This window comes from Candidatus Micrarchaeum sp., assembly GCF_016806735.1.
Taxonomy (GTDB): Archaea; Micrarchaeota; Micrarchaeia; order Micrarchaeales; family Micrarchaeaceae; genus Micrarchaeum_A; species Micrarchaeum_A acidiphilum_A.
Map to the genome: position 1 here is coordinate 612,792 of NZ_CP060530.1, position 22,697 is coordinate 635,488.

Genomic DNA, 22,697 nt, shown 5'->3' on the forward strand with positions numbered 1-22,697 from the left:
TTCAAAACCTTAAAACACGTCAAACCTTGAAAAGGACACTTCTGTTCCGAGTATCCTAGCAAATTCCCTTGCAGATATTATGGTAAGAATTACGCTGAAGATTGGAAACATTATCACTTCAACCACTATCAGCACCACCTGCCTGAAAACATACAGTATTGAATTTTCAGAGGATGAGAGTATGGAAGACGCATTTGAGAAAATGGAACTTATTGATTCTTTGCTTGGCTGCGAAGATTGATTATAGGAATACAGGCCATTCAAGCTAGATTTTGTTGCGGTTATTAATTGTAAAGTAGAAGTTTGCGAATAGCTTTGAACCATAGATGCATCAAGCATATAGGACATTGGCAGCACCACGAAAAGGCTTATCGCTATAGCCATTATTGCCCCGCCAAGCCTGCGGGTAAGATAAAGGGTGCGGAGAACCATGCCCAAAGGCAATAGCACAGGTATAGCTACATATGAAATTACTTTGATTACTGAATATTGCAAGAATATACTGAATACTGAAAGCGTGAGGAGTTCTATTATATCCCCCAATTGCATGAGGAACGGCTTGAACAGGTTGTTAAATGATATCGATGCCAAGCCAATGCTCAGATGCAGCGAGGAAATAAGCCCTGCAACAGCATATAAGCTGCTTATTGCAAGAAGCGACCCGCTCGACAGGTCAAATAACGATGGATATTGATGGCCGTTTATTGTGACTCCGGACAACCCCATTAGGTAACCTTCCGAAAAACATATTGCATAGCTATAGTTGTATGGACCTGTGCATGCATTGACAGAATTGCCAGAAACCCCATATGCTATGGAATTGGTAATTTCCGTTACAAAACCACCTGGAAGAAACAGTATTATTAAAATTCCAAGAATTGCGGCATTTATAAACGATTCTATGAGTTCGTTCCTGCCGAAATCCTTGAGCTTTTTGTTGTCAAATGCGAACCCAAGCCCAAATATGATTCCGCCCACTGCCAGCATTATCGAAACGATTGTAATACCTATTTCGTATCCGTACATTCGGCCGCACGCTTTATGTTGTAGACACGGAATTGGCGAGCAGATGCGAAGATGCAACTGCGAGAGAGGTTGATGCCACGCTTAGAAGGCTTATTATTATTGCCCCGATTATGATATTTATCGAAGCTGTATGGAAATTGGCCCTCTTGTCCGGAGGCATTACCTGGCCTACGGCATAGAATACCCCAGCAACTATGAAAAGAACCGCGCCAAGGATAGGGCCTACCTGCGAAAGCACAGATTTGATGTATGTCAATTCAGATACGATGCCTATCGTATTCGAATTCAGGAGCATTGGAGAAGCACCGTTGCTTATCGAAAACAGGTATATCTGCAGTACGAAAAGCAGGATAAGCAGATGCTTGATCCTGAGCAATTTGCTAGCTAGTGCTTTTACATATCTAGGAATTTTTGGCATGTCTACACCTTTTACTTTTATACAAGTATTTTATTTAGATAAATATTTAAATACTTTTATACAAGTAAGGCGTAGGAAATAGGCATTAGATTTCTGAATTATTTGGATTTATTCGCAGAATAGTTAAGGTATTCGGAATTTAGATAGGATAAACCTCCCTGGAGAAAAGTGTATTTGTTTGATATGTAATGCGAAATGTTCATGTACAGGTTCGGGAGCTCTACGCTTGCGTTTCTGTATCTAAGTACTCTGTGGGATACATACGATATGTGTCCGTTTACATTCGTAGTTCCGTTTGTCAATACAATGTAGAACATGCAACTTTTGTTCGTATAAAAGCTTATATTTACTTCTTTAGTATTCATGAACTTCCCAAAGCTGTATTTCGAAATGCTTTTTTTATAATTCGAATAGTTTGATTGGCCGCTTATGCTTATGCCATTTATGAAATCCGAAGCGTTTCTGAGTTCGAAAAAGCTTGCATTCGAGCTGAACGATAGCGATGCTTTGTAGGTTATATTAAAGCCGGGAGCGCAGAAAGAATCGAACGTGTAATATGGAAATGCGTACATCTTTACTTTTTTTGTACCGTTTTCTACTGAGGTGACAGGAATTTCGACATTACTTTTTACATAGTCTCCGGAATAGCTGATTGGACCGAAGGCAGATTTTGCCACTGCAGAAGTATTGCTCAACGGGATCGCTCTTACTGTAGTGTAGTTGGAATAGTTAAAAGGCATAAAATAAGCATATATGCCTTTGGTGAATTCTGGTGAAGCAATATTCAGGGAAAGATTGGCAACATAGTCGTTCGTTTCGTTTATCTGGCTTAATGTTGAATTTATCTCTTGCCCGTTCCCATAGAAGAACTGAATGTTTGACAGGTTTGCTGTAGTATAGCTAGAAAGCCCAGAATAATTTACTTCGACAGGATAGTAAACGGTTGAAGAATTGGGCTGATGCTCAAAAAGAGAGTCATTGATGCTTATCCTTGCATGCGGAAACATGCCCAGAGACAGCGAGGGCCCTGTAGGCCATATTGGCGCTATGATAAGAACCATGGCAACAACCATGGCAGCATAAAGCATCATTTGTACGGTTTTTTTTGATGGTGAAAATCTTTTGCGTATTTTATGAAGTTTAGACTCTCCAAAAGCAGTACTTATAAATATTGATATGACTGCGCCTATGAGCAGATAGTATCCAACTATTGCGGTGTTTATTGCAAAATTCAGGTTTGCAAAAAATCCCAGCAAATACAGCAGATCTGGAAGCGCAAGGACGAAATAGGAATATATCTTGTATTCTCTTTTCATGTCAATTATATATACTGCAAAAAAGGCAGCGATGGAAAATATGCCGTAGTACTCCGAGATGCTCTTTCCCATATAGAGAAGAGAGCCAGCGATTATGAAAGCCAGAGCACCTACGATTTCGTAGGTGGAGAGCTTATCGCTGAATGCTGACAGTACTCCCAAGATTACGAATAAGGGAAACGCGTACAGTATTAAGTACGCGTTGTTGGTAATGGTAAAGTATGCCAGGAACATTGCAGCCAGAAAAAGCCACAGTGCAAGGGCGACAGGTTTTAACGCCCTTTCTACATCCCTGTTTGGCATCCATACCAGCCATTTTTATTTTAACCTTATGGAATCAAGGTTCATTGGAGCCCTTGCATCTGCATGTACCAATCTTCCGAGAGTCCTTGCGAGATCCTCGCATTTCTGCTCTTCTCCGTGCATTGTGAATATGTTCTTCGGCTTTGCGCTCAGCTTCTGCACGAAGCTCATGAGCTGGTGCCTGTCGCTGTGTCCGGAAAAACCTTCAACTGTTTTTATGTTCATGTTGACCTTTATTGGCACAAGCTTTCCGTTTTCGTCCGGAAGAGGCACTTCGCTGACCCCGTTCTGTATCCTGCGGCCCATGGAGCCTGCGCTGTTGTATCCGACGAATACAAGGGTGTTTTTAGGATCGTCTGCCAGCCTCTTGAAATATTCCACGCTAGCTCCTCCGTTCATCATTCCTCCGCTAGCGAGTATTATGGAAGGCCCCTTTTCGAAGACCTCCTCCCTCTCTCCTTTTATAACCTCGAATATGTCGCTTTCGAACGGCGACCTGTTGCTCAGTATCCTGTTCTTGAGGTTCTCCTTCAGGTATTCCGGATAAGCGGTGTGTATGGCGCTTGCCTCGAGTATCATTCCGTCAAGAAACACCGGAACGTCAAGCTTGTAAGGGCTGTTTTCCCCGGTCAGGTAGCTTTCCAGCACCAGCTGCAGCTCTTGGCTTCTTCCGACTGCGAACAGCGGCACCAGAACCTTGCCTCCACCGTCTATGGTCCTCTTTATCGTATCCATAAGGTTCTTTTCGGCATCGTGCCTGTTTGGGGTTATATCGCTTGGCCCTCCGTATGTGCTCTCTATGAAAAGAGAGTCTATGCGCGGGTAGCGCGTCGATGTCGGGTCGAAAAGCCTTGTGAAGCCATACTTCATGTCCCCGGTATGCACTATGTTGTACATTCCTTCCCCGACATGCATGTGAACCGTTGAGCTTCCGAGTATGTGGCCTGCATTGTGGTATGTAAGCTTGAGCTCGTCGGTTATGTTCGTTACCTCATTATAGTCCCTTGTTATTATGTGCGTAAGCATTTTGCGAACGTCCTTCTCCGAATACAGTGGAGTGGCTCCGCTTCTCTGGACCAGCTTTATGTAGTCATTGAGCAGCAGCGCTGCAAGATCCCTGGTTGGAGGTGTACAGTATACCGGGCCCTCGTAACCGTACTTGAACAGATACGGTATGAAGCCCATATGGTCCATGTGCCCGTGGGTTACGACTACGGCATCTAGCTCGTTTATCGAGAAGTTGGCGCTGTCAAGATACGGAAAAGCCTTGTTGTTTTCCGAATTGGCGTTGGCGTCCAGGCCTTTTATTCCAGGCTCAGGGCTTATTCCGCAGTCTATTATTACCTTCGAATGGGGCGTTTCAAGCAGCAGGCTGCTCCTGCCAACCTCCCTGAAGCCGCCAAGGGCAGTTGCCTTCAGCCATTCGCTTTTCGTTATAACGCGATTTATGTTCTTTCCTATTGTATTCAGGAACTTTTTCCTAAAATCGCTTTCGTTGAACATGAGCTGTCTGACTCCCTTTATGGTCTCGCTGTCCATAGTTGGGGTCCTGAGCACTCTGGGAACCCAGCTCGTCTCAGTGGCTATGGCCTTCAGCGTGGAGCCGCCCTTGCCTATGACAAGTCCAGGCTTAAGGGCTTCTATGTAAACCTCGGCAAAATCCGGAACGAACCTTATGTTGGTAACGTTGGCTTCCTTCGGTATGAGCTGCTTTACCACCTCCATGGCCTTCTCAGGAGCCATAAGGGATGAATTCTCGCTGCGTATTATGAGCTTTTTCTTTATGGCTGATGCTATGTCGCGCACCAGGTTCTCGTCTTGGTAAACCGCTTTTATGTTCTTGACTACGACTATGATGTCAGGGCCCTCGAACTCGGCTTTCGAAAATCCGGCCTCGCTAGGCAACAGCGACTGTATCTTTTTGAAAAGCTCTTCTGATCGCTCTTTTGATGTATCTTTCTCTGTTTTTTTGTCTTCCAATAAATCACTTCAGTAAAACAAGTAGCACCCTAATTGATTGCATTCCGAAAGGCTGAATCAGCATGGCTCATTTCTGAGCCGTTGCCTTTTCCAGTTCCTTTCCAGTATACTCTACATACCCGTTGGCTTTTGTTATCGAAGCAACGGTTATGTTGTTTCCAGTGGCCGAATCGCGCCTCATCGCGATGCTAAGAGCCCTGGCTGCTACCTTTATGCCATCCTTTATTGTCAGCGTAGGCTTGTATGTCTCTTCCAAGTACCCAAGCGCAGTCAATGAGCCGCTTCCCGTGGATGTGAACTTTTCCTCTGTAAAGCCTCCGAGCGCGTCAAGATTGTAGACGTAGCCCTTGTTGTCATCGTCAACTCCAGCAACTATGAGCTGCACGTAGAACGGCATCATCTTGTTCTCCTGCAGTATTATCGACAGCAGCGTAGCTGCGGACTTTGGAGACATTGGCCTGCTCTCGTTCATCTTGTATATCTCGTTCTGTATTTTAAGTATCCTTATTATTTCCTGCGCGTCGCCCACTGCGCCGGCTATTGTCATTGCAAGGTTCGAATCTATAGACCAGACCTTCCTTGCTTCGGTGCTTGCTATGAACGTATCCATAGTAGCCCTAGAATCGGCTCCAACCACAACTCCGTCAGAGCACACTATCCCTACTGTAGTCGTTCCCTTCATATATCTTTTCATATCTTTTTCATCCATAAACTCGCCTCGGTTTAACGCAAACAGATGGGCATTACTGCTTATCCTGCAAAATCATTGCCTGCAGGTAAACAAACCCATTGCAAAATTCATCCAAACAAACACACTTGCAGTTATTATGTAAAATAATCAAAGCCGAAAAACAAGGCTCACAAAAAAACTGGCCATTAAATTTTCATAGGTTAACTATAAAAGGCTTGCTGTGTCGATTTTTTATAGCTCTATAACGCTGCCGTTCCCTATGAACTTCTCGGCGCTGCCGGAAAGCTCTGCGTAGCCGAACGTCCTGTGCATCTTCGTTATCTTTACCTTGTATATGTTGCCAATTCTTGTCTTGGCATGGTTGACGAATATCACAAAGTCGCCTACCTTTCCTATGCCTTCGCCCCTGGCGCCCTTGGCCTCCACCTTCAGATCCAGTTCCATCCCTTCTTCTATTGCCCTTTCGTCTACCATTTTTCCACCCAGATTCTTTTCAGGACGGGTAAAGAGTAACCTCTACACGTCACTTATTCCCATCCATAGTGATATGTGCGTAGAAGATTTAAAAGCTTAATCTGCAGCTTTTTGTATTTCACTCTTTTTTGCGCATGTGCGGCGAGCCCCGGCGCTTGCGGCCGGGCACGGCAGGCTTTGCCTTTGCTTGGCCTGCTTTGCCTGAAATGTCTTTGTATGTTACTATCTTGTATAGAGCATAGGCGCTTATAAGCGTAAGTATTATCATGACCCACAGGGATCCGTACCTGTAGCTGTTAAGATGCGCTATCTGCTGCTGCGTGTCGTTGTCGGCCATTGCCAGCAGCGTTGTCGCCAGGCCAGGATCTTCCTTTGCTATGCTTTTGGCCTTGGCTAAGTAAGAATACGGCTTTGCAAGATTCGGGTAGAAGATGAGATAGCTGCTCCTGTTGGCTATGCTTAGCAGTGCCTCAGTCTTGTTTATGCTAACGTTTATGCTGTTGCCGTTTAGAGAGGGCGTAGCCTGCTGCAGGCTTATCCCGAGCCTTGAGTTGTAATACGCCCCGTAGGCCAGCAATACCGCGCCCAGAATAAAAAGGGCAAGCGATATTGTTGCTACGGTTTTCTTCTCTACCATGGCATCATAGGTTTACGTCTATGTTAAGCTGTTCCTTGAGCTCGCGGTATCTGTTTCTTATCGTGACTTCCGTGACTCCTGCAACATCCGCCACTTCCTTCTGCGTCCTGCGCTCGCCCGCAAGGGCGCCTGCAATGTATACAGCCGCAGCACTCACGCCTGTTGGGCTCCTTCCGGAGACCAGGCCCTTCTTCATCGCGTCGTGGAGCAGCTCCACAGCCTTCTCCTGTGCTTCGCCGCTGAGCTTGAGCGCGTTGACATACCTTGGCACATAGCTGACCGGATCTGTAAGCGGTATCTTCAGGCCGAGCTCGTGCGATATGGCCCTGTAAGCCCTCCCTATCTCCTTCTTAGGCAGCCCGGATATGTTTGCTATTTCGTCCAGAGTCCTCGGCATTCCAGCTTTTCTGCATGCTGCGTATATTACAGCCTGCACAACAGTCTCTATAGGCCTTCCCCTTATGAGGTTGTTCTGCACGCACTTCCTGTACAGAAGCGCTGCGTTCTCCCTTATGTTCTCGGGAAGCCCTAGGTAGCTCGAGACCCTGTTCAGCTCAGGAAGAGCTATCAGGTAGTTCCTCTCGCTTGAGCTGGCTATGCTTGCCCTCTTGTGCCACTTCCTCATCCTGTAAAGCTGGGCCTGCCTCTTTGACGGGATTCTGACTCCCCTTATGTCTTTGTTGTAAAGGTCTATTTCCGTGACAAGGCCCTTGTTAGGCCTGGTATACTTCATTGGCGCTCCAGTCCTTGCCCTGGAGTTTCTCTGGTCGGAGTCAAATGCCCTCCATTCCGGTCCGGTGTCCGTTATATTTTCCTCTATCACAAGGCCGCAGTTGTTGCATACGAGCTCTCCCCTCTCAGTATCGTATATTAAATCGGTGCTTCCGCAGCTCGGGCACACTTTGCTTATCTCCGCCATTGCCGATGAGTGCTGGCTTGGCTGTGCAGGAACTATCTGGTTCTTTTGCTTCTGCACTTTTGCCTCCTGCGACCCGTTGTCTACATTCAGCTTGTTATTTGTTATCGTTATTTTCTTCACGTTCTGGGACTTGTTCGCACTTCCGGAATTCTTCTCGGTTTTCTTATTTTTGCTATTTGGCATTCTATCTACCTTGTTCAAGCGCTTTTGTACTTTTTATCTCGAAAGATTTAACCTCCGTGTCGTTTCACCATACAAATAGGCTTTTAAAGCTTTCTAAAAAAAGCAATATTATACTGCTAGAATAGATATTTAAATCTTTCTATAAGGTTGCGTAGTCCGGATTACATTTTGTTGCGCAGGTAAAAAGCCGTTATAAAGCGTAGCTCAGGATGGGCGCAGCTTATTCGGCAATACGCTTCCATTAAAGGCAGTTTTACGGAAACTATTTAAAACTTTAATTGAGAAGGATATCAGGTGATCAGAATGCGTGTTTCGGAAATGTACAACCTCGACATATACAGCGACAACGGGCAGTACCTTGGCGAAGTCAAGGATGCGATAGTGGACCTTGAGAGGGGAGAGGTAAGCAGAATAATGATGGAGGAATGGAAGAATGCAAGCGAAGACGAAGTCAGGCGCATGCTCCAGCAAAAAAGCATACTTTTCAAGAACATAAAGAACATAGGCGACGTTGTGCTCGTTTCTGCGGTAAGCGGAGCGGCTAAGAACAGCCCATCTTCAAGCGTAGAACTTTCGGATTTGGCCAACAGATGAGTTTGGCCGTTTTCCTTTCGGAATTGTGATCTTTTTCTTTTCGATTTTCAGTTTTTGAATTAAATAAAAATCCCACGCTGTTTATTTGCGGGAGATGCTACAAATCCTTATTTGTTTGCGAATTTTGCCACTATCTGCTTTACGAGATTGACAACTTTTTCTTCGTTTTCCTCTTTCGTAACTCCAGGTTTTACCGGATTGTATGAGTGATTAGCATTTGGCACTACGTGTATGGCATAATTGGCAAATATCGGAGGCGTATCCTTTACGTTCCACATAGGGTCGGAGTCTCCAATTATAAACTCCACAGGCAGTGACGCCCCCTCAAGATGCTTATGGGAAAATTCGTGCCTTATGTCATTTGGCCTGTTCATTTCATGCATTGGATAACCCATAGATATGACGCCCTTAACACCAAGATCCTTCCTGCCGGCAAAAAGCGTGGCTATGTAGCCACCGAGGGATTTGCCAACTATCACGACATCTTTTGATCCCATGTGCCTTATGCATGCTTCAAGTTCTCCTTTGCTCTTATCGAAATCCATTTTCTGCTCATCGGTTCCTCCAACAAAAGAAAAATTAAACCTTAAAACAGAGTACTCGGCACTTAATGCATCGAACAGCTTTTGCATGAGGCTGTAGTGCATATCGATACTGCTCCCGTGCGCCAATATTATGTTAAGTTTTGAGCCTTCCCTTATGGCAGTATCAATTTCTATGTTTTTGTCACCAACTTTTATACTGCCTTCCGTTTCAATCACCAAAGCAGCCAAACCATTTTTAATGTGTAATCATGGCATCTGACTATCGCAGCGCTTATTTCAGCACCTGCGGGAGCTTTATACCGCGCTGGCCCTTGTAGAAGCCGGCATAGGTATTGCCAGTCTTGTTCTGCAGCTTGACGAATATTATATGGGCGAATCTCTGTTTTGGCCTCAGCTTTATTGCATATGGGGCGTTGTTTATCACTTCGAGCGTTATCGTTCCCTTGAACCCGGCGTCAATTATCGTGGGCGGCATTGAAAGGCCGTGCCTGGCCCATGTGCTTCTCAGCTCGACAAACCCGGCCACGTCGTCCGGAACTTCCATGTATTCTGAAGTGGTTAGCAGAACCTGCTCCCTTGATGCTATAACCATTTCCTTGACGTTTCGCTTTATCTTGAAGCATTTTTTAATATCTTCATTGCTTGACATCGGATCCATGACGAAATCGCTGCCCATGTCCTTGTGGTGCGCTATTTCTGAGGCTAAGCGCATGTCTATCCCGTTCTCGCGCACCATGTCGTTGTAAAAAGGCCTTATGATGAGCCTTTTCATCTGTATCATGCCGTTTATGTCATAGTCTGAAAGTATCAAACAAACACCATGAAATCTTTTTTAAAAAGGCATATATAATTATCTTTATTAAATAATCGCTTGTTAATAGAAAGGCGAGCTCCCATCGTCTAGCCCGGCCAAGGACACGGGGCTTTCAACCCTGTAACACGAGTTCAAATCTCGTTGGGAGCACTTATTTATAATTTCCAGGAGTTAAATATAAGGAATGGAATACGTATATAGCAAGGATAGGATAAAATATGTAGGCAAAAAGCTAACCGTGCTTGACAAGTTGGTGATTGACTTTTTATCACACATTGATTCTGACTATGTCATAGTAAGCGGTTACATTGCAATACTTTTCGGCATGGATAGACATACCGAAGATATAGATATTTTTATAAAGCCCATGAACTTGAAGGATTTCTCAAGTTTATTCAATAAGATAACTCATTCGGAAAAATATTATTGCATAAACGCCGAAGGTGCTAAGGACGCGTATGAAATCCTTAATGAAAAAAGCTCAATACGATTCGCAGAGAAAGATACCTTTGATCCGAATTTTGAAATAAAATTCCCCCAAAACGAGCTTAACTGGTACGCTTTAAACAACAGCATAGTTGTTGATATGGGAAAGAGCAGAATAAGAATAAGCCCCATAGAACTGCAGATAGCTTACAAACTTTACTTAGGAAGCGACAAGGATTATGAGGATGCGGCACATTTATACACGATATTCAGGGAAAACATAAACAATAAGGAATTAGAGAACTTCATAAAAAAGTTAGATATAAAAACAGGAGTAGTCAAAAGAGTATTAGGTAATGGGATATGAAAAAAAGCAGTCTGCTTATAGAGTTGGCAAAAGAAAAAAAGCGCAATGCAGACGACAACCTAAAGTTCGTAAAGCTTCGTGCCGAATGGATAAAAAGGAAAAGCAACAAGGACTGGAGCAAGCGCCAGAAATCTATAATCGACAGTTTATATAAGTCAAACAGGAAACTGAAGCTAAAAAGAGCAAAGGCGTAGCGATGGCTACGATACTGTAGAGCTGGCTTAATCCCGTTGAAAGCATCTGATATTTGGGTTATATAGAAGCATAAATGATCGCTGTATTCGCTTTATCTGCATTGCAATGGCCACCAGATCAGAAACAGCGTATTATAAATATATCGTATTTTTAAGCTGTATCAAGCCAGAGGGTGGTTTTATGGAAAAGTTTCGTTCGAAAAACACGTCTGCCTTAAATGATGATAGCAATGCAGTATCAGCAACTCAGAAACCTGCAGTGCTAACGCTTAGGAAAGAGGGAGTAAAATCAAGGGATTCGGCTTCTACAAGGGTAACCAGCGGAGTGGTCGCAGGCATTTTATGCACAGCCGGGCTGTTGTCACTTGCGGATGGAGCCCTGGAAGGAACCGGAGGCCTTACGAAAGTTGTCATAGGGGGCACTTCCATGCTTTTCGGCCTCGTCATAGCAATTATTCCGCACCATGATTAAACTTGCAATGGCTTTGTGTTCCTTTTTGATGTCCTAAAAGCAGTTGATGGATAACTCCTTGGATTGACTGTTGCGTTTAGTAGTGGGCACGATCCCTATTTTGCATTCTTGATACTTATTCGAAATATTCAGGATCTGTCTGCTTCCTCAAAAGCTTATCATCGTGATTTTTTGAATAAACATCGTCCCAGTGCACGTATTTTATGCTGGCAGACTTGCCGCTCTTTGGGTATTTTATAGAATGCTCGAACGTAACGGCACGGTACAGGCCGTCTTTTGTATCTACGACTACGAACCTGAAGTTAACTCCCTCGAATCCCAGCATGAAAGCCCCGCTTGACCCATCCTTGTATAGTATGCCTTCCGAGAGCTGGGAATTTAGGTTTGACATCACCGAACTTTCGTCAGCCTCACGCAAAAATATGAACCTTTCCCTGAGCCTTTCTATGCAGTGCATGGTAACTACAAGGGTCATTTCCATTTTGGCAGAAAGCTTTTTCGACGCATTGTTTTGATATTTATCCATTTTATTGTGCCTCTTGATTGCCGTTTATTGATTAGCAATCCGAATACATTATATTTATTTGTTTTGGAGTATTTTGGATTGTCTCACGAGGCTGAGCAGGCAAAGATTGTAGGTAGGGTAAATGCCCGCTTGCAACAGATTTATATTTTAGAAGTTGAATTATTATCGGTGTCAAAATGCTAAAAGAAGGAGACAAGGCCCCGGATTTCAATCTTGAAGGTTCTGATGGATCGAAGCATGCGCTTAAGGAATTCAATGGAAAGTACCTTGTCCTGTACTTTTATCCTAAGGACAACACGCCGGGCTGCACTATAGAGGCTAATGAATTCAACAAAAAGCTTTCCGATATAAGGAAGCTTAGTGCCGAGGTTGTCGGAGTCAGCAAGGATGACCTGAAATCGCATGACAAGTTCAAGAAAAAATATGACCTGGAATTTCTGCTGCTTTCCGATCCCTCAAGCGAAATGATAAAGAGTTATGGGGCTTATGGAGACAGGGGCATTTTTGGCATGGGAACGCTGAGGAATACGTACATAATAAGCAAAGACGGCAAAATAGCCAAGATATACGAAAAAGTAAGCCCGAAGGGCCACGCCTCTGAAGTAATAGAGTTTTTAAAATCGGCAAAGTGATAGAAATGTCGGGAAAAACAACAAAAAGAGCAACAGCAAAAACTGGCACAAGAAAGGCTTCGGTTTCTAGGAAGGAGGAAAAAGATTCCGATTCAGTGGTAGAGGCGCTGAATTCCAAGCCCAATGCCGAAAACTGGAAATCTGCGCTTCCGATTATAAAGAAATCAGGAGCCAGATATTACAGGATATTCTACGACAGCGGGCTAAAGGACAAAGATAATCTGAAAAAGGCTTATGCAGTTCTCTACGATGGGTTTTACAGGAGGCTTTTCAAGGTGCCTGTAATAGAGATGCATGAAGGAAAAGTAGTTGGAGCTACGAAGTACCTGGTAGGATTGAAAATAAACAACAGGCAGTAAGATTTGGCTTTAGGCTTTTTTTGAGACTAGATAATCTCCTATTACCAGCTTGGTAGCCCCGGTGTTTTCCAGAGTCCATATCGCATCCTCCGGGTCAAGGGCTATCGGCCTGCGGTGCTTGTTCAGGCTTGTGTTCAATACTGCGCCAAAGCCTGTTTCCTTTGCTATGCCGCTTATCAGCTTGAAGTAGAGCTTGTTCTCTTTGGCGCTCACCATCTGCGGCCTGGTCGTATAATCTATGTGGGAAGCTGCCACAAGGTCTTTCCTGTGCTCCACCCTTACCGCATTTGCGCTGGTCATAAACCTGTTCGGGCCCACGCAGTCTTCTAGGAGCCTGTTGGCTTCCCCTTCGAGCATGCTGCTTGCAAATGGCTGGTAGAACGGCCTCTTCTTTATTATGAGATTTAGCTTGTACCTGTTTTCCGGATCGTTAGGCAGTGCTATCACGCTGCGGTTGCCAAGTGCCCTCGGTCCATATTCCATGCGGCCCTGGAACCACAGCAGTATCTCGTTTTTCTTTGCGACCAGCTCAGCCGCATGCCCTGCCGGGTCTTTTATGGGCTCGTAAGATATTTTCTTGTTCTTGGATTTTTTTAAGGCGTTGAATATCTGCTCGTTTGTGTAGCCTGGGCCGAAATATACGTCATCTATCTGCTTGCGGTTGAACTTGCCATGCAAGCTGAAGTCAATGTATGCCGCAGCTCCGAGAGACAGGCCACCATCACCCATCTGGGGAAACACAAACAGTTTTTCCACTTCGGGCATGTGCTCTATTGCCCTGTTGACCAGCACGTTGGAGAAGAATCCTCCGGCTACCGCAACATTATGTATGCCGGTCTCTTTTATCCACTGCCTGACAAGAGTCGTGACCTGAAGCTCTGCGTGCTTCTGCACGGCATAGGCAAATGACTCCCTGTCGTATTTCGACAGCACGTGGTCCTTGAGATACTCTGCCAGCAGTATCTCATTCCTCGTCTTTATCTTGGAAACGAAATTCTTGGATTTCGGATCGTATACGCTGAACTGCCATAGCTCAGGTATTTCCGCAGGGTATGAATATGCGGCCAGGCTCATCAGCTTTCCTTCGTCCTCTGAATAGCGCATGTCGCAGGCTACGGTTGCCGCACCGTACATTATGCCTAGGCTCGTGCTGGCCCGGAATTCGGCAAGCCTCTTTATTTCGCCATTGTCCCCTGTGGAAACCGTGCCGCTCAGGCCGTCGCCAGAGCCGTCGAGCGTTATTATAAGCGCCTCGCTGAAACCAGATGTGAAATATGCCGAGGCTGCGTGGGAAAGATGGTGTTCGACTACGTGCATGCGCTTGTGAGCCAAATCCCCATCTATGAGTGCCAGCCTTTTTGCAGTCACGCTCTTGCTTATGGGAGTTCCAAAAGCCTTCCAAAGCATGCGAGGCCTCTGGTTCTGTATTAACTTATACGGCACATTCATCAGGTGCAGCGTTGCCCTGGACGGACGAGGTATTTCACGGCGCCATATTGCGCGCCTTTTCCTGTCCCATGATGGTATGACCCTTGATATTAAGGCGTTGCCCCCTATCCATGCGAGAGCTATGTCCGTTATCTCTTCTTCCGTGTTTTTTGCGACATATTTTATAGAATTATATGGGAATCCTACCTCATTTTTGTTCTTGGTGAAGCGTTCCTCGTTGACCGCGGATATTACGCTGCCGCTCGAAACTGCCGAGCTGCCGCAATCATGGGAATCGTTTATGCCAAGAACAGCCATTTTTTCACTTTAAAATACAGTTATACAGATTAAAAATCAAATATTATGCTCTAATTCGTATTAAAAGCTATCGCTTCAGAAGAAAGCGATTGCAGCGTATGCCACGACGCTGGATAAATCTCCGGTCTGTGCCCCTGAATTTGAGTACTTGAGCAAAACCCCCTTTTTTGCCCCGCAGGCTTTTGCATAAAGCGCAGCTACTGTTGAAGGGCCATATCCGCAAGCACTGTCGCCGTTAGCTGTCACGCCTTCGTTGAAGCCCTTTGCGTCCATTTTTTCGAGCATCCCTATAAGAGGCATGTCCTTGTATTTGGCTATGTGCTCGGATTCGTAATGGTTGAAGTCCGAGCTCGCAACAAGAAGTGGTTTTCGCCCAAGCTTTTTTGAGGCCTTGAGTATCGCTTCGTACATGCATTCTGATGCCCCAAAGTCTTGCACTCCCATGCATACCGCAACCATTGGAATAGATCCGAACATATATTGTATGAACGGCAGCTGGACTTCCACAGAATGCTCCTCTGCGTGCGATTCCTCATCCATTTCGGCTAGCCTGCACGAATTGCAAATCTCCTTTGCAAATTCCGTATCGGAGTGCATTATTCCAAGTGGCGTCTTCCACGCCTCTGCAGATACGCCTATACGAGCCCCAAGGCCGGTGTGGTTGGGCCCTATTATTATGACAGAATCATAATCTTTCCTAAAATCATAAACGCACTTGTATGCATATGCAGCTGTTTTTCCCGAGTATATGTATCCAGCATGTGGTGCTATTATCGAATAAGGTTTTAACTTCGAAGGCTGTGCCTCGTCCATTGAAGCTTTTATGAAACCGCTGAGCTCGGCCTTTTGCTTTGGATAAAAACTGCCTGAAAAAACGCTTTCGCGCATTGGTATTGCCCCATTTGCAAGTAAAGATTATTTTAATTGCATAGCAAAGAATAAATTAAGGATTGCAAAGCTCGCAATGGCAATGCATAAAGAAATGGAATTAGATACTTTATCGTGCTTTGGATGGTTTTCGTACTTTATGTTGATATGGATTATTTCTTTGCCGCATGCGAAGAGGTAAGGCACCCCGAATTGAAGGGCAAGCCCCTTGTCGTAGGCACGGCTCCGGTAAACGAAAAATTCAGGGGCGTAGTGCAAACGGCCAATTATGAGGCCAGGAAGTTTGGCATACACAGCGGGATGCCAAGCATCAAAGCGCTGGATCTTTGCAAGGAGCTCAACTACCTGCATTCCGATGAGGAGCATTATGAAAGCGTGTCAGCGGAGATAATCAAGGTTCTAAGGTCATACGGCAAGCCTTTGGAGGTTATCAGCGTTGACGAGGCAGCCATGGATATAACGGGCCTTACTGACGAGGAGGCGCTCGAGCTCTCCAGGGATATAAAATCGCGAATAAAGAAATCCTTCGGGCTTACGTGCACCATAGGCATAAGCAATGGAAAGGCGTTCGCAAAGATGGCTTCAGACAAAGCGAAGCCCGACGGCCTGATGCTCGTAAAGGCGCAGGAGCTGAGAAGCTTTCTGGATTCCTGCTCCCTTGATAAGCTGCCAGGAGTAGGCAGCAAGACTCACGAAAAGCTCAAGGAACTCGGAATAAGCAGCATAAGCGAGCTCTCAAAAAGCGATCCGATGGTACTGATAGACGCGTTCGGCTCTGCTGGAAAGGAGCTTTACATGCTCGCAAACGGCATAGACGAATCAAAGATAGTCGAGAGCTCAGAAATACTTTCCATAGGCAGGGAAGTAACCCTCAAGAGCCCGGCGACGAGCGTTGACGAAGTCACGCCTGTGCTGAAGGGCTTGATAGACGAAGTAATGAAGGAAATCGAAAAGAATGGCGTGCTCTTCAGAAATGTTGGCGCCAAGGTAAGATACACTGATTTTTCCATAAGCGCGAAGAGTTATTCCCTGCACAACTACAGCGATTCCAGGGAGGAGATAGAAAAGCGGGCAGCACCTATGCTAAAGGAGCTCCTAAAGGCAGGAGCCGCCAGAAAAATAGGCGTCAGGGTATCTAGGCTCATAAAAACAAAGGGCCAGAAGAAATTATTTTGAAACGTACTCAAGATTCTGTATGAATGCCCTTACCTCAAGCGCAGCCTTTGTTCCGCTTGCTGCAGCGGTTATTGCCTGCCTGTATACGTGGTCGGCCACGTCCCCGGCTACGTATACTCCGGGTATCTTGGTCTTCACCTCATCCTCGGTTATTATGTATCCTGCCTGATCAAGATCAAGCTTGCCCTTAAGGAAGTCGGTATTGGGCTTGTAGCCTATCGCAACGAAAACCCCGTCGAAACTGAGCTGCTTCTGCTCGTTTGTGTTAACGTCCCTTATTTTAACTCCTGTAACCTTTGCATCTCCGAGAACTTCCTCGACTACGTTGTTCCATATTATCTTTATTTTCGGGTTGCTTTTTACCCTCTCCTGCATTATTTTGCTTGCCCTGAACGAGTCCCTCCTGTGTATTATTGTGACGCTGTTGACAAACTTCGTAAGGAAGAGCGAATCTTCCATCGCAGTGTCTCCTCCGCCGACTATGGCTACGTCCTTTTTCTTGAAGAAAGGCGCATCGCACGTTGCGCAGCTGCTTATTCCCTTGCCTATGAACTGCTTTTCAGATGGTATGCCTAGCCATTTTGCAGATGCGCCAGTTGCTATTATAACGCTGTTTGCAAGGTATTCCTGCGAAGGCGTTTTGACCTTGAAGGGCTTCTGGGAGAAGTCTACGCTTTCCACATTCTCCCCTATGAACCTCGCTCCGAATTTCTCAGCCTGCTTTCGCATCAGGTCTATGAGCTCAGACCCATAGATGCCATCTGGAAAAGCAGGAAAGTTTTCAACCACTGTGGTGAGTAATAGCTGCCCTCCAGCTTCTACACCGGTTATTACTAGGGGCTTGAAGTCTTCTCTTGCCGTATACAAGGCCGCACTCAGCCCGGCAGGGCCCGATCCTATTATTATTACGTTTTCAACCATTTAGACCACTTTGAATGAATTATCAGGGCTGAAAATCCATGATAATGCATATATTACACCATTTTGTTTTTAAGGTATTTAAAGCTTGTTTGATATATTGATATGGCGACCGGATGCATGAAGAAAAGGCAATGACAATATCGCTTGACGCGAAGCTAAAAGGCTCTGACATGGATTTTGTATCTCATGCGCACAGCGACCACATAGCCGCAGTCAAGAGCTCGGAATCGATGCTATGCAGCACCCAGACTGCAGAGCTGATAAGCACAGCCTACGGAATTGCACCCAAGCTTGTTGGCTCCAAACCCGAAGGAGTTGGGCTTTACGATTCAGGCCATATGCTAGGCTCAAAACAGCTGTACATTGAAAACGACGGAGAAGGCCACAGCCTAGTTTATAGCGGCGACTTTCAGATGATGAAAAGTGTTACTGCAGCACCCATAAGTATAAGGAATGCGGACTGCCTCATAATAGATTCTACCTATCCCGACCCTAGGATAAGATTCGACGCAAGAGAGGAAGTTGAAACCGCTTTGGCCAGGTGGGTTGCCAGAGCATTAAAGAGCGGCATAGTGCTTTTCAAGGCTTATGCAATGGGCAAAGCGCAGGAACTCATAAAAATACTGAACAACGCCGGCATAACCCCCGTTGTGAACAAGAAAATAAGTGCCATAAATAAGATTTATGTAAAGAACAAGATAGGCCTTGATTATGCCTCTGCGTATGACGAAGGAAGCGACTACGAGAGCATATTAAAGAACAATTTCGTCGGCATAGTAGATTCAAGGAATTTCGGTAACCTTGTTGAAGCAGTAGGCTACGCACACAGGAAACGGGTTTACACTTCAACTGCCACTGGATTCGCAAAAAGCTTCAGGTTCAATGTTGATGCGCAGTTCTGCCTCAGCGACCACGCCGATTTCAGGCAAAGCTTGGAATACATAGATGCCGTTTCCCCGAAAAAGATATACACTTACGGTCCGAACAGGGATATATTTGCAGCCAATCTTTCTGCTCTGGGCTACAACGCAGAACCGTACCAGAAAAAGGCCATAGATGCGTTCTGATGTGCACACCAAATAATCGGCAATAGTGGCAGAAGCGCAATATATATGGCACAGTAGTTGCCCATCCTGTGCAATGTTGCTGAAATTTACTGTGATGCAAGCTTTTCTCTGCAGACTTTCTTTGACTGCTTCCACACATCCCATGCGAGGGCGAACCTTATTATTTCCATTTCACTGCCATTTGTTGCCTTTTCCAGGGTTATTTTATACTTGCTTTCCATGTATTCTAAAAACTCCTTGTCATATTTTTCCATATCAATCAAACTTATTTTGAACCTAATTGTTAAGAATGTGCATATATCAAATTTGCATACTTGCCACATGCAAAAAGTCGCAAAATAAGCCAAGTAGATTCTGGCGCTTTCCACAAACATGTGCAACGGATTTTTATGTTTGATATCATGCTTTTATGCCGAACTCCTTGCGTATTTTTGAAAGCTTAGGGCCTATCACAAACATACAATACGGCTGGAACCTGTTGTTCTCATAATAATTTTTGTGATAATCTTCCGCTTCATAGAATTCATCGAGCTTTCTCACTTCGGTAAGAATGGGCTTTTTGAATTCTGGCACAATCTTCTTTATGTATTCATCTATAACACCCTTTTCCGGATCGTCTTCGTAGAGTATTATTGACCTGTATTGTTCTCCGACATCTGCGCCCTGTTTATTCTTAGAGGTAGGATCGTGCATTGCGAAATATATTTGCAATAGCTTTTCTAAGGTTATTTCCGAAGGGGAGTATTCTATCATTGCGACTTCTGCGTGCCCGGTCTTTCCAGAGCAAACTTCTTTATAGGTTGGATTTTTCACATGGCCTCCAGCATAGCCTGGAGTTATTTTCTTTATTCCCGGAAACAGCTTGAATACGGCTTCAGTGCACCAAAAGCAGCCCGCGCCTAGATATATTTTCTTTGTTTCTCCCATAAAAATCGGTTTAATGCTTTATGACACTTTATTCTTATAATGTTGGAAGGTTTTAAAACCTTTCAACTTTTTATAGGCCGATCAAGTTATAAACAGCATACCGGCATGAGCAGATTAATCCTATGCATATGCTTTGAAATTAAATGGGCCCGGAGAGATTTGAACTCTCGACCTTCCGATTATCAGTCGGACGCTCCAACCATGCTAAGCTACGAGCCCGCAGAAACCAATTATTATGTGAGAAAAGCTTTAATTAGCTTAGAGATAATTTTACCTCTGTTACCTTTCCCATCGGCTCCTCTTCCTTGAATACCTGTGTCGTGAACTTGTAGAGCCTTACGTTTTTCTGCTTCCAGTAATCTTCGGGTATGCCTGCCTTTTCGCATACCGCGTCGAGAAATTTCTCTGCATCCCATTTTTCTTCGACGGCAACAACTAGCAGAAGGAGGCCGCTGTATATCCCATACTCTATCATTAGGCCATCCCTGCCTGTCTTTACAGACTTGAGCTTCTCTTTTTCAGTTCCAGAAATTGGCTCGAGCTCGGACAAAATGCTTACTTCTATTATCAGTTCCGTTAGCTCGTTGAAAGAAATAGGGACAAACCTCGGATCATCAAACGCCGCAGATATCGCAGAATCTACAACTGCCCTGGCCAGAGTAGTTGAAGGGCGAGGGAATCCTACACAACCCCGTAAGGCTTCCGTAGGGTAATGCGATAGTGTTACGAATGCGCCTGATGGCCAATCAAAACCTTTTATGCTTTCGTATATTACGGTTTTCTTAGATATCGGGCTCTTGAGAGCCAGTTCTATTGCATTCCTTGCAGCATGCACAAGCTCTTCCCCTTCCCTGAGCGTAAGTTTTTTCACTCAAACACCACGGCACGCAAATGCCAATAGATAATGTAGAGGAGCAATAATTTATAGGTGATGCAGCAAAACTTCTATATAAGGTGGCAAGGGTTTGCATGAACGCCAAAAAAACCAAAGACAGTTCGAAATACACGATATATACCGATGGAGCTGCACGTGGCAATCCTGGGGAAAGCGCTTCGGGATTTTCTGTTTTCGACGATAACGGGAAAGAGGTAATAAGCATAAGCTTTTACAACGGGATAAAGACCAATAATTTCGCCGAATACACTGCAATAATAAAGGCGCTGGAATGGTGCGAAGCCAATTTAAGAAGTCCGGAAAACGCTGATCTTGCCTTCGTATCGGACAGCGAACTGGTTGTCAGGCAATTAAACGGCAAGTATAAGGTAAGGTCCAGCGAAATGGCAAGCCTCAACGCCACAGTCAAGGAGCTTTCGAAATGGTTCAGGAGCGTAGAGTTCATGAACCGGAGGAGGAGTGACAAAGGCATAAGCAATGTCGACAAGAAACTTAACGAACTGCTAGACAGGATAGCAGAAGAAAGAAACAAAAAACATTAAATAGGAGAATATACAAGCTAATATTAGCTCGTATGCGTTTAAAGTGACTTTTGATGGCTGAAGAAAGCAACGGCAAGAGGGAGGTCAATCCCGAAGCCAAGGAACATTGGAGAAAGGGCAATTCGCTTTTTGAATCAAGCAAGTTCACAGAAGCTATAGCAGAGTTCAACGAGGCAATACAGATAGATCCAGAATATTCTGACGCTTACTTCAACAGGGCTTTGACAGAGAGGCTGATGCACAAATACGAAGAGGCCAAGGCCGATTTGCAGAAAGTCATGGAACTTGAGCCAAAGAGCCCGGACGCGCCCCTTCTTTATGGTGATATGGCGGAGGCGAGCAATGACCTCGTCGGGGCAAAATATTGGTACGAAAAATCCCTTTCCATAGACCAAAACTATTCCGAGGCAAAGAGCAGGCTGGAGCACATAGACTCGCTGATGCATGTAGATCTGTCGAATACAGGTACGACTAAGAGTGGCATCCAGCAAACTCAGCAGGTACAGAAGCCCGAGGAAGAAAAAGAAGTCATAGAAGAGGGCCAAATAAAGAAGCTGCCGTTTTACAAGTCAAATACGAAGTTTGATTCGGTAATAGGGCTTGAAAAGGTCAAGACATACCTGCACGACAACGTCGTGCTTGCGATACAGCACCCTGAGCTTTTCAGAAAATATGGAAAGGAGCTTGGGCTCGGACTATTACTGTATGGGCCACCGGGAACGGGAAAGACCCACACAGTAAATGCCATAGCTGGAGAAGCAGGAGCAAACGTAATAGTCGCCCAGATAAACCAGATTGTGGACATGTATACGGGCAATACGGAAAAGAACCTGAAGGCGATATTTGAGCAGGCCAGGAAGAATCCGCCTTGCATAATATTTTTCGACGAACTTGATGCTCTCGGAGTCAAGAGAGGAGGCGGAGGCGGCGGAGACAACAACAGCTCGATGAGAATGGCCGTCAACGAATTCCTAACGCAGATGAACGGCATACAAACCAATCCCGAAGGCATATTTGTCATAGGCGCCACGAACCAGCCATGGGACATAGACCCTGCGCTCAAGAGGAGCGGAAGGTTTGGTGACAGCGTTTATATAGCGCCACCGAATTACAAAGACAGGAAGGAGCTTTTCAAGCTTTACACGAACAACAAGCCTAGGGCTGGCCTAAAGTACGGAAGGCTGGCAAGGGGCACAAGCGGCTATTCGCCGGCCGACATAAAAAGGATATGCGACAAGGCAGCTATGAGGCCGCTGCTTCACGAGTACCAGTACAATAAAGAGCGCAAGCTCACCATGGCAGACATGATGGCAGTGCTGAAGGACAAGGACAGCAGCGGCAGTTCTTTGGACGAGTGGTACTCGATGGTCAAGAAGGACGTAATAAGCAAGACAGAAACGCAGATTGTCGACGGGAAGAAGCAGGAGATAGTCAAGGAGGGCAAGCTTGACGCCCAGGAGAAGGTATTATACAAGGCAATGGTAAAGGATATTAAAAAGAACACGAGCCCGACGAGAATAAGGATCAAGAAGTTCATGCGCTGGTGGGCAATCCACCTTTTCTGAAGGCCTTAGCCGGGAGTTGAACCCGGGCTTGAAGATCCACAGTCTTCCGTGCTAGCCGTTACACCACTAAGGCGCGCTTATTTATTAACGCCAA

At 45.3% G+C, this 22,697-nt stretch carries 27 protein-coding genes and 3 tRNA genes; 11 read left to right on the forward strand and 19 right to left on the reverse strand.

Translation table 11 applies throughout. The features are described 5' to 3' along the window. Positions 1–9: 9 nt before the first annotated feature. The 8 genes from Micr_RS03250 to Micr_RS03285 all read right to left on the reverse strand — a co-directional run bounded on the left by Micr_RS03250 (position 10) and on the right by Micr_RS03285 (position 7,764). Positions 10–1,026, reverse strand: a complete 1,017-nt coding sequence (locus Micr_RS03250; protein WP_203134251.1) for a hypothetical protein — start codon at positions 1,024–1,026, stop codon at positions 10–12. 13 nt (positions 1,027–1,039) lie between these two features. Next, positions 1,040–1,444 carry a hypothetical protein gene (locus Micr_RS03255; RefSeq protein ID WP_203134252.1) on the reverse strand — a complete coding sequence of 135 codons (405 nt, stop codon included), beginning with the start codon at positions 1,442–1,444 and terminating at the stop codon, positions 1,040–1,042. 98 nt (positions 1,445–1,542) lie between these two features. Then, a complete protein-coding gene (locus Micr_RS03260; RefSeq protein WP_203134253.1) occupies positions 1,543–3,063 on the reverse strand; it encodes a hypothetical protein in 1,521 nt (506 codons plus the stop codon). Positions 3,064–3,078: 15 nt separating this feature from the next. Further along, the gene (locus tag Micr_RS03265) at positions 3,079–5,043 is read right to left on the reverse strand and encodes a beta-CASP ribonuclease aCPSF1 (protein WP_203134254.1); all 1,965 of its coding nucleotides are present in this window, start codon (positions 5,041–5,043) and stop codon (positions 3,079–3,081) included. Between the two features lie 67 nt (positions 5,044–5,110). After that, positions 5,111–5,752, reverse strand: a complete 642-nt coding sequence (psmB, locus tag Micr_RS03270; RefSeq protein WP_203134255.1) for an archaeal proteasome endopeptidase complex subunit beta — start codon at positions 5,750–5,752, stop codon at positions 5,111–5,113. A gap of 213 nt (positions 5,753–5,965) precedes the next feature. Continuing rightward, positions 5,966–6,208, reverse strand: a complete 243-nt coding sequence (locus tag Micr_RS03275) for a TRAM domain-containing protein (RefSeq protein WP_203134256.1) — start codon at positions 6,206–6,208, stop codon at positions 5,966–5,968. Positions 6,209–6,326: 118 nt separating this feature from the next. Beyond that, complete coding sequence (locus Micr_RS03280) at positions 6,327–6,845, reverse strand: hypothetical protein (RefSeq protein ID WP_203134257.1); 519 nt, start codon at positions 6,843–6,845, stop codon at positions 6,327–6,329. A gap of 4 nt (positions 6,846–6,849) precedes the next feature. Then, the gene (locus tag Micr_RS03285) at positions 6,850–7,764 is read right to left on the reverse strand and encodes a transcription initiation factor IIB (RefSeq protein ID WP_226803584.1); all 915 of its coding nucleotides are present in this window, start codon (positions 7,762–7,764) and stop codon (positions 6,850–6,852) included. A gap of 486 nt (positions 7,765–8,250) precedes the next feature. On the opposite strand from Micr_RS03285, the gene Micr_RS03290 reads away from it, so the two are divergent. Beyond that, positions 8,251–8,541, forward strand: coding sequence for a PRC-barrel domain-containing protein (locus tag Micr_RS03290; RefSeq protein ID WP_203134259.1), 291 nt, complete (start codon positions 8,251–8,253; stop codon positions 8,539–8,541). A 107-nt stretch (positions 8,542–8,648) separates the two neighbouring features. Here the strand turns inward: Micr_RS03290 and Micr_RS03295 are convergent, their stop codons facing one another. Both Micr_RS03295 and dcd read right to left on the reverse strand, forming a co-directional pair. Beyond that, positions 8,649–9,302, reverse strand: coding sequence for an alpha/beta fold hydrolase (locus Micr_RS03295; protein ID WP_203134260.1), 654 nt, complete (start codon positions 9,300–9,302; stop codon positions 8,649–8,651). Positions 9,303–9,357: 55 nt separating this feature from the next. Beyond that, positions 9,358–9,897, reverse strand: a complete 540-nt coding sequence (gene dcd, locus Micr_RS03300; RefSeq protein ID WP_203134261.1) for a dCTP deaminase — start codon at positions 9,895–9,897, stop codon at positions 9,358–9,360. A gap of 78 nt (positions 9,898–9,975) precedes the next feature. On the opposite strand from dcd, the gene Micr_RS03305 reads away from it, so the two are divergent. From Micr_RS03305 to Micr_RS03320, 4 genes are all read left to right on the forward strand, one after another. Continuing rightward, positions 9,976–10,050: transfer RNA gene (locus Micr_RS03305), tRNA-Glu, on the forward strand. Positions 10,051–10,084: 34 nt separating this feature from the next. Next, complete coding sequence (locus tag Micr_RS03310) at positions 10,085–10,693, forward strand: hypothetical protein (protein ID WP_203134262.1); 609 nt, start codon at positions 10,085–10,087, stop codon at positions 10,691–10,693. Further along, the gene (locus tag Micr_RS03315; RefSeq protein ID WP_203134263.1) at positions 10,690–10,887 is read left to right on the forward strand and encodes a hypothetical protein; all 198 of its coding nucleotides are present in this window, start codon (positions 10,690–10,692) and stop codon (positions 10,885–10,887) included. Before Micr_RS03310 ends, Micr_RS03315 begins: the two co-directional genes overlap by 4 nt. Before the next feature lie 181 nt (positions 10,888–11,068). Further along, complete coding sequence (locus Micr_RS03320; RefSeq protein WP_203134264.1) at positions 11,069–11,359, forward strand: hypothetical protein; 291 nt, start codon at positions 11,069–11,071, stop codon at positions 11,357–11,359. A gap of 115 nt (positions 11,360–11,474) precedes the next feature. Here Micr_RS03320 and Micr_RS03325 read toward each other — a convergent pair whose 3' ends face one another. Further along, positions 11,475–11,885, reverse strand: a complete 411-nt coding sequence (locus Micr_RS03325; RefSeq protein ID WP_203134265.1) for a hypothetical protein — start codon at positions 11,883–11,885, stop codon at positions 11,475–11,477. A 176-nt stretch (positions 11,886–12,061) separates the two neighbouring features. Between Micr_RS03325 and Micr_RS03330 the strand changes: the two genes are divergently transcribed. Together Micr_RS03330 and Micr_RS03335 are read left to right on the forward strand one after the other, a co-directional pair. Then, complete coding sequence (locus Micr_RS03330; RefSeq protein ID WP_203134266.1) at positions 12,062–12,517, forward strand: peroxiredoxin; 456 nt, start codon at positions 12,062–12,064, stop codon at positions 12,515–12,517. Between the two features lie 5 nt (positions 12,518–12,522). Beyond that, positions 12,523–12,876: a hypothetical protein gene (locus tag Micr_RS03335; protein WP_203134267.1), complete on the forward strand. Its 354-nt coding sequence runs from the start codon at positions 12,523–12,525 to the stop codon at positions 12,874–12,876. A gap of 9 nt (positions 12,877–12,885) precedes the next feature. On the opposite strand, the gene Micr_RS03340 is transcribed toward Micr_RS03335, so the two are convergent. Next, a complete protein-coding gene (locus Micr_RS03340; protein WP_203134268.1) occupies positions 12,886–14,622 on the reverse strand; it encodes a carbamoyltransferase C-terminal domain-containing protein in 1,737 nt (578 codons plus the stop codon). Between the two features lie 75 nt (positions 14,623–14,697). Beyond that, positions 14,698–15,510 carry an AmmeMemoRadiSam system protein B gene (gene amrB, locus Micr_RS03345; RefSeq protein WP_203134269.1) on the reverse strand — a complete coding sequence of 271 codons (813 nt, stop codon included), beginning with the start codon at positions 15,508–15,510 and terminating at the stop codon, positions 14,698–14,700. Positions 15,511–15,633: 123 nt separating this feature from the next. Between amrB and dinB the strand changes: the two genes are divergently transcribed. Then, positions 15,634–16,686, forward strand: a complete 1,053-nt coding sequence (gene dinB, locus Micr_RS03350; RefSeq protein ID WP_203134270.1) for a DNA polymerase IV — start codon at positions 15,634–15,636, stop codon at positions 16,684–16,686. On the opposite strand, the gene trxB is transcribed toward dinB, so the two are convergent. Then, on the reverse strand, positions 16,678–17,607 hold the full coding sequence (trxB, locus tag Micr_RS03355; RefSeq protein WP_203134271.1) for a thioredoxin-disulfide reductase: 930 nt from the start codon (positions 17,605–17,607) through the stop codon (positions 16,678–16,680). The genes dinB and trxB overlap by 9 nt on opposite strands. Positions 17,608–17,720: 113 nt before the next feature. Here trxB and Micr_RS03360 point away from each other — a divergent pair, with 113 nt between their 5' ends. Further along, positions 17,721–18,674 carry an MBL fold metallo-hydrolase gene (locus Micr_RS03360; protein ID WP_203134272.1) on the forward strand — a complete coding sequence of 318 codons (954 nt, stop codon included), beginning with the start codon at positions 17,721–17,723 and terminating at the stop codon, positions 18,672–18,674. A gap of 86 nt (positions 18,675–18,760) precedes the next feature. Here Micr_RS03360 and Micr_RS03365 read toward each other — a convergent pair whose 3' ends face one another. The 4 genes from Micr_RS03365 to Micr_RS03380 all read right to left on the reverse strand — a co-directional run bounded on the left by Micr_RS03365 (position 18,761) and on the right by Micr_RS03380 (position 20,472). Continuing rightward, a complete protein-coding gene (locus Micr_RS03365) occupies positions 18,761–18,928 on the reverse strand; it encodes a hypothetical protein (RefSeq protein WP_203134273.1) in 168 nt (55 codons plus the stop codon). 145 nt (positions 18,929–19,073) lie between these two features. Beyond that, positions 19,074–19,601, reverse strand: a complete 528-nt coding sequence (msrA, locus tag Micr_RS03370) for a peptide-methionine (S)-S-oxide reductase MsrA (protein ID WP_203134274.1) — start codon at positions 19,599–19,601, stop codon at positions 19,074–19,076. 144 nt (positions 19,602–19,745) lie between these two features. Then, positions 19,746–19,820, reverse strand: a tRNA-Ile gene (locus Micr_RS03375). A gap of 34 nt (positions 19,821–19,854) precedes the next feature. Further along, positions 19,855–20,472 carry a TIGR00296 family protein gene (locus tag Micr_RS03380; protein WP_203134275.1) on the reverse strand — a complete coding sequence of 206 codons (618 nt, stop codon included), beginning with the start codon at positions 20,470–20,472 and terminating at the stop codon, positions 19,855–19,857. Between the two features lie 98 nt (positions 20,473–20,570). On the opposite strand from Micr_RS03380, the gene Micr_RS03385 reads away from it, so the two are divergent. Both Micr_RS03385 and Micr_RS03390 read left to right on the forward strand, forming a co-directional pair. After that, a complete protein-coding gene (locus tag Micr_RS03385; RefSeq protein ID WP_203134276.1) occupies positions 20,571–21,038 on the forward strand; it encodes a ribonuclease HI family protein in 468 nt (155 codons plus the stop codon). Positions 21,039–21,091: 53 nt separating this feature from the next. Beyond that, entirely contained in the window at positions 21,092–22,603 is a 1,512-nt protein-coding gene (locus Micr_RS03390) for an ATP-binding protein (RefSeq protein WP_203134277.1), read from the forward strand. 1 nt (position 22,604) lies between these two features. On the opposite strand, the gene Micr_RS03395 is transcribed toward Micr_RS03390, so the two are convergent. Beyond that, positions 22,605–22,676: transfer RNA gene (locus tag Micr_RS03395), tRNA-His, on the reverse strand. Positions 22,677–22,697 lie beyond the last annotated feature (21 nt).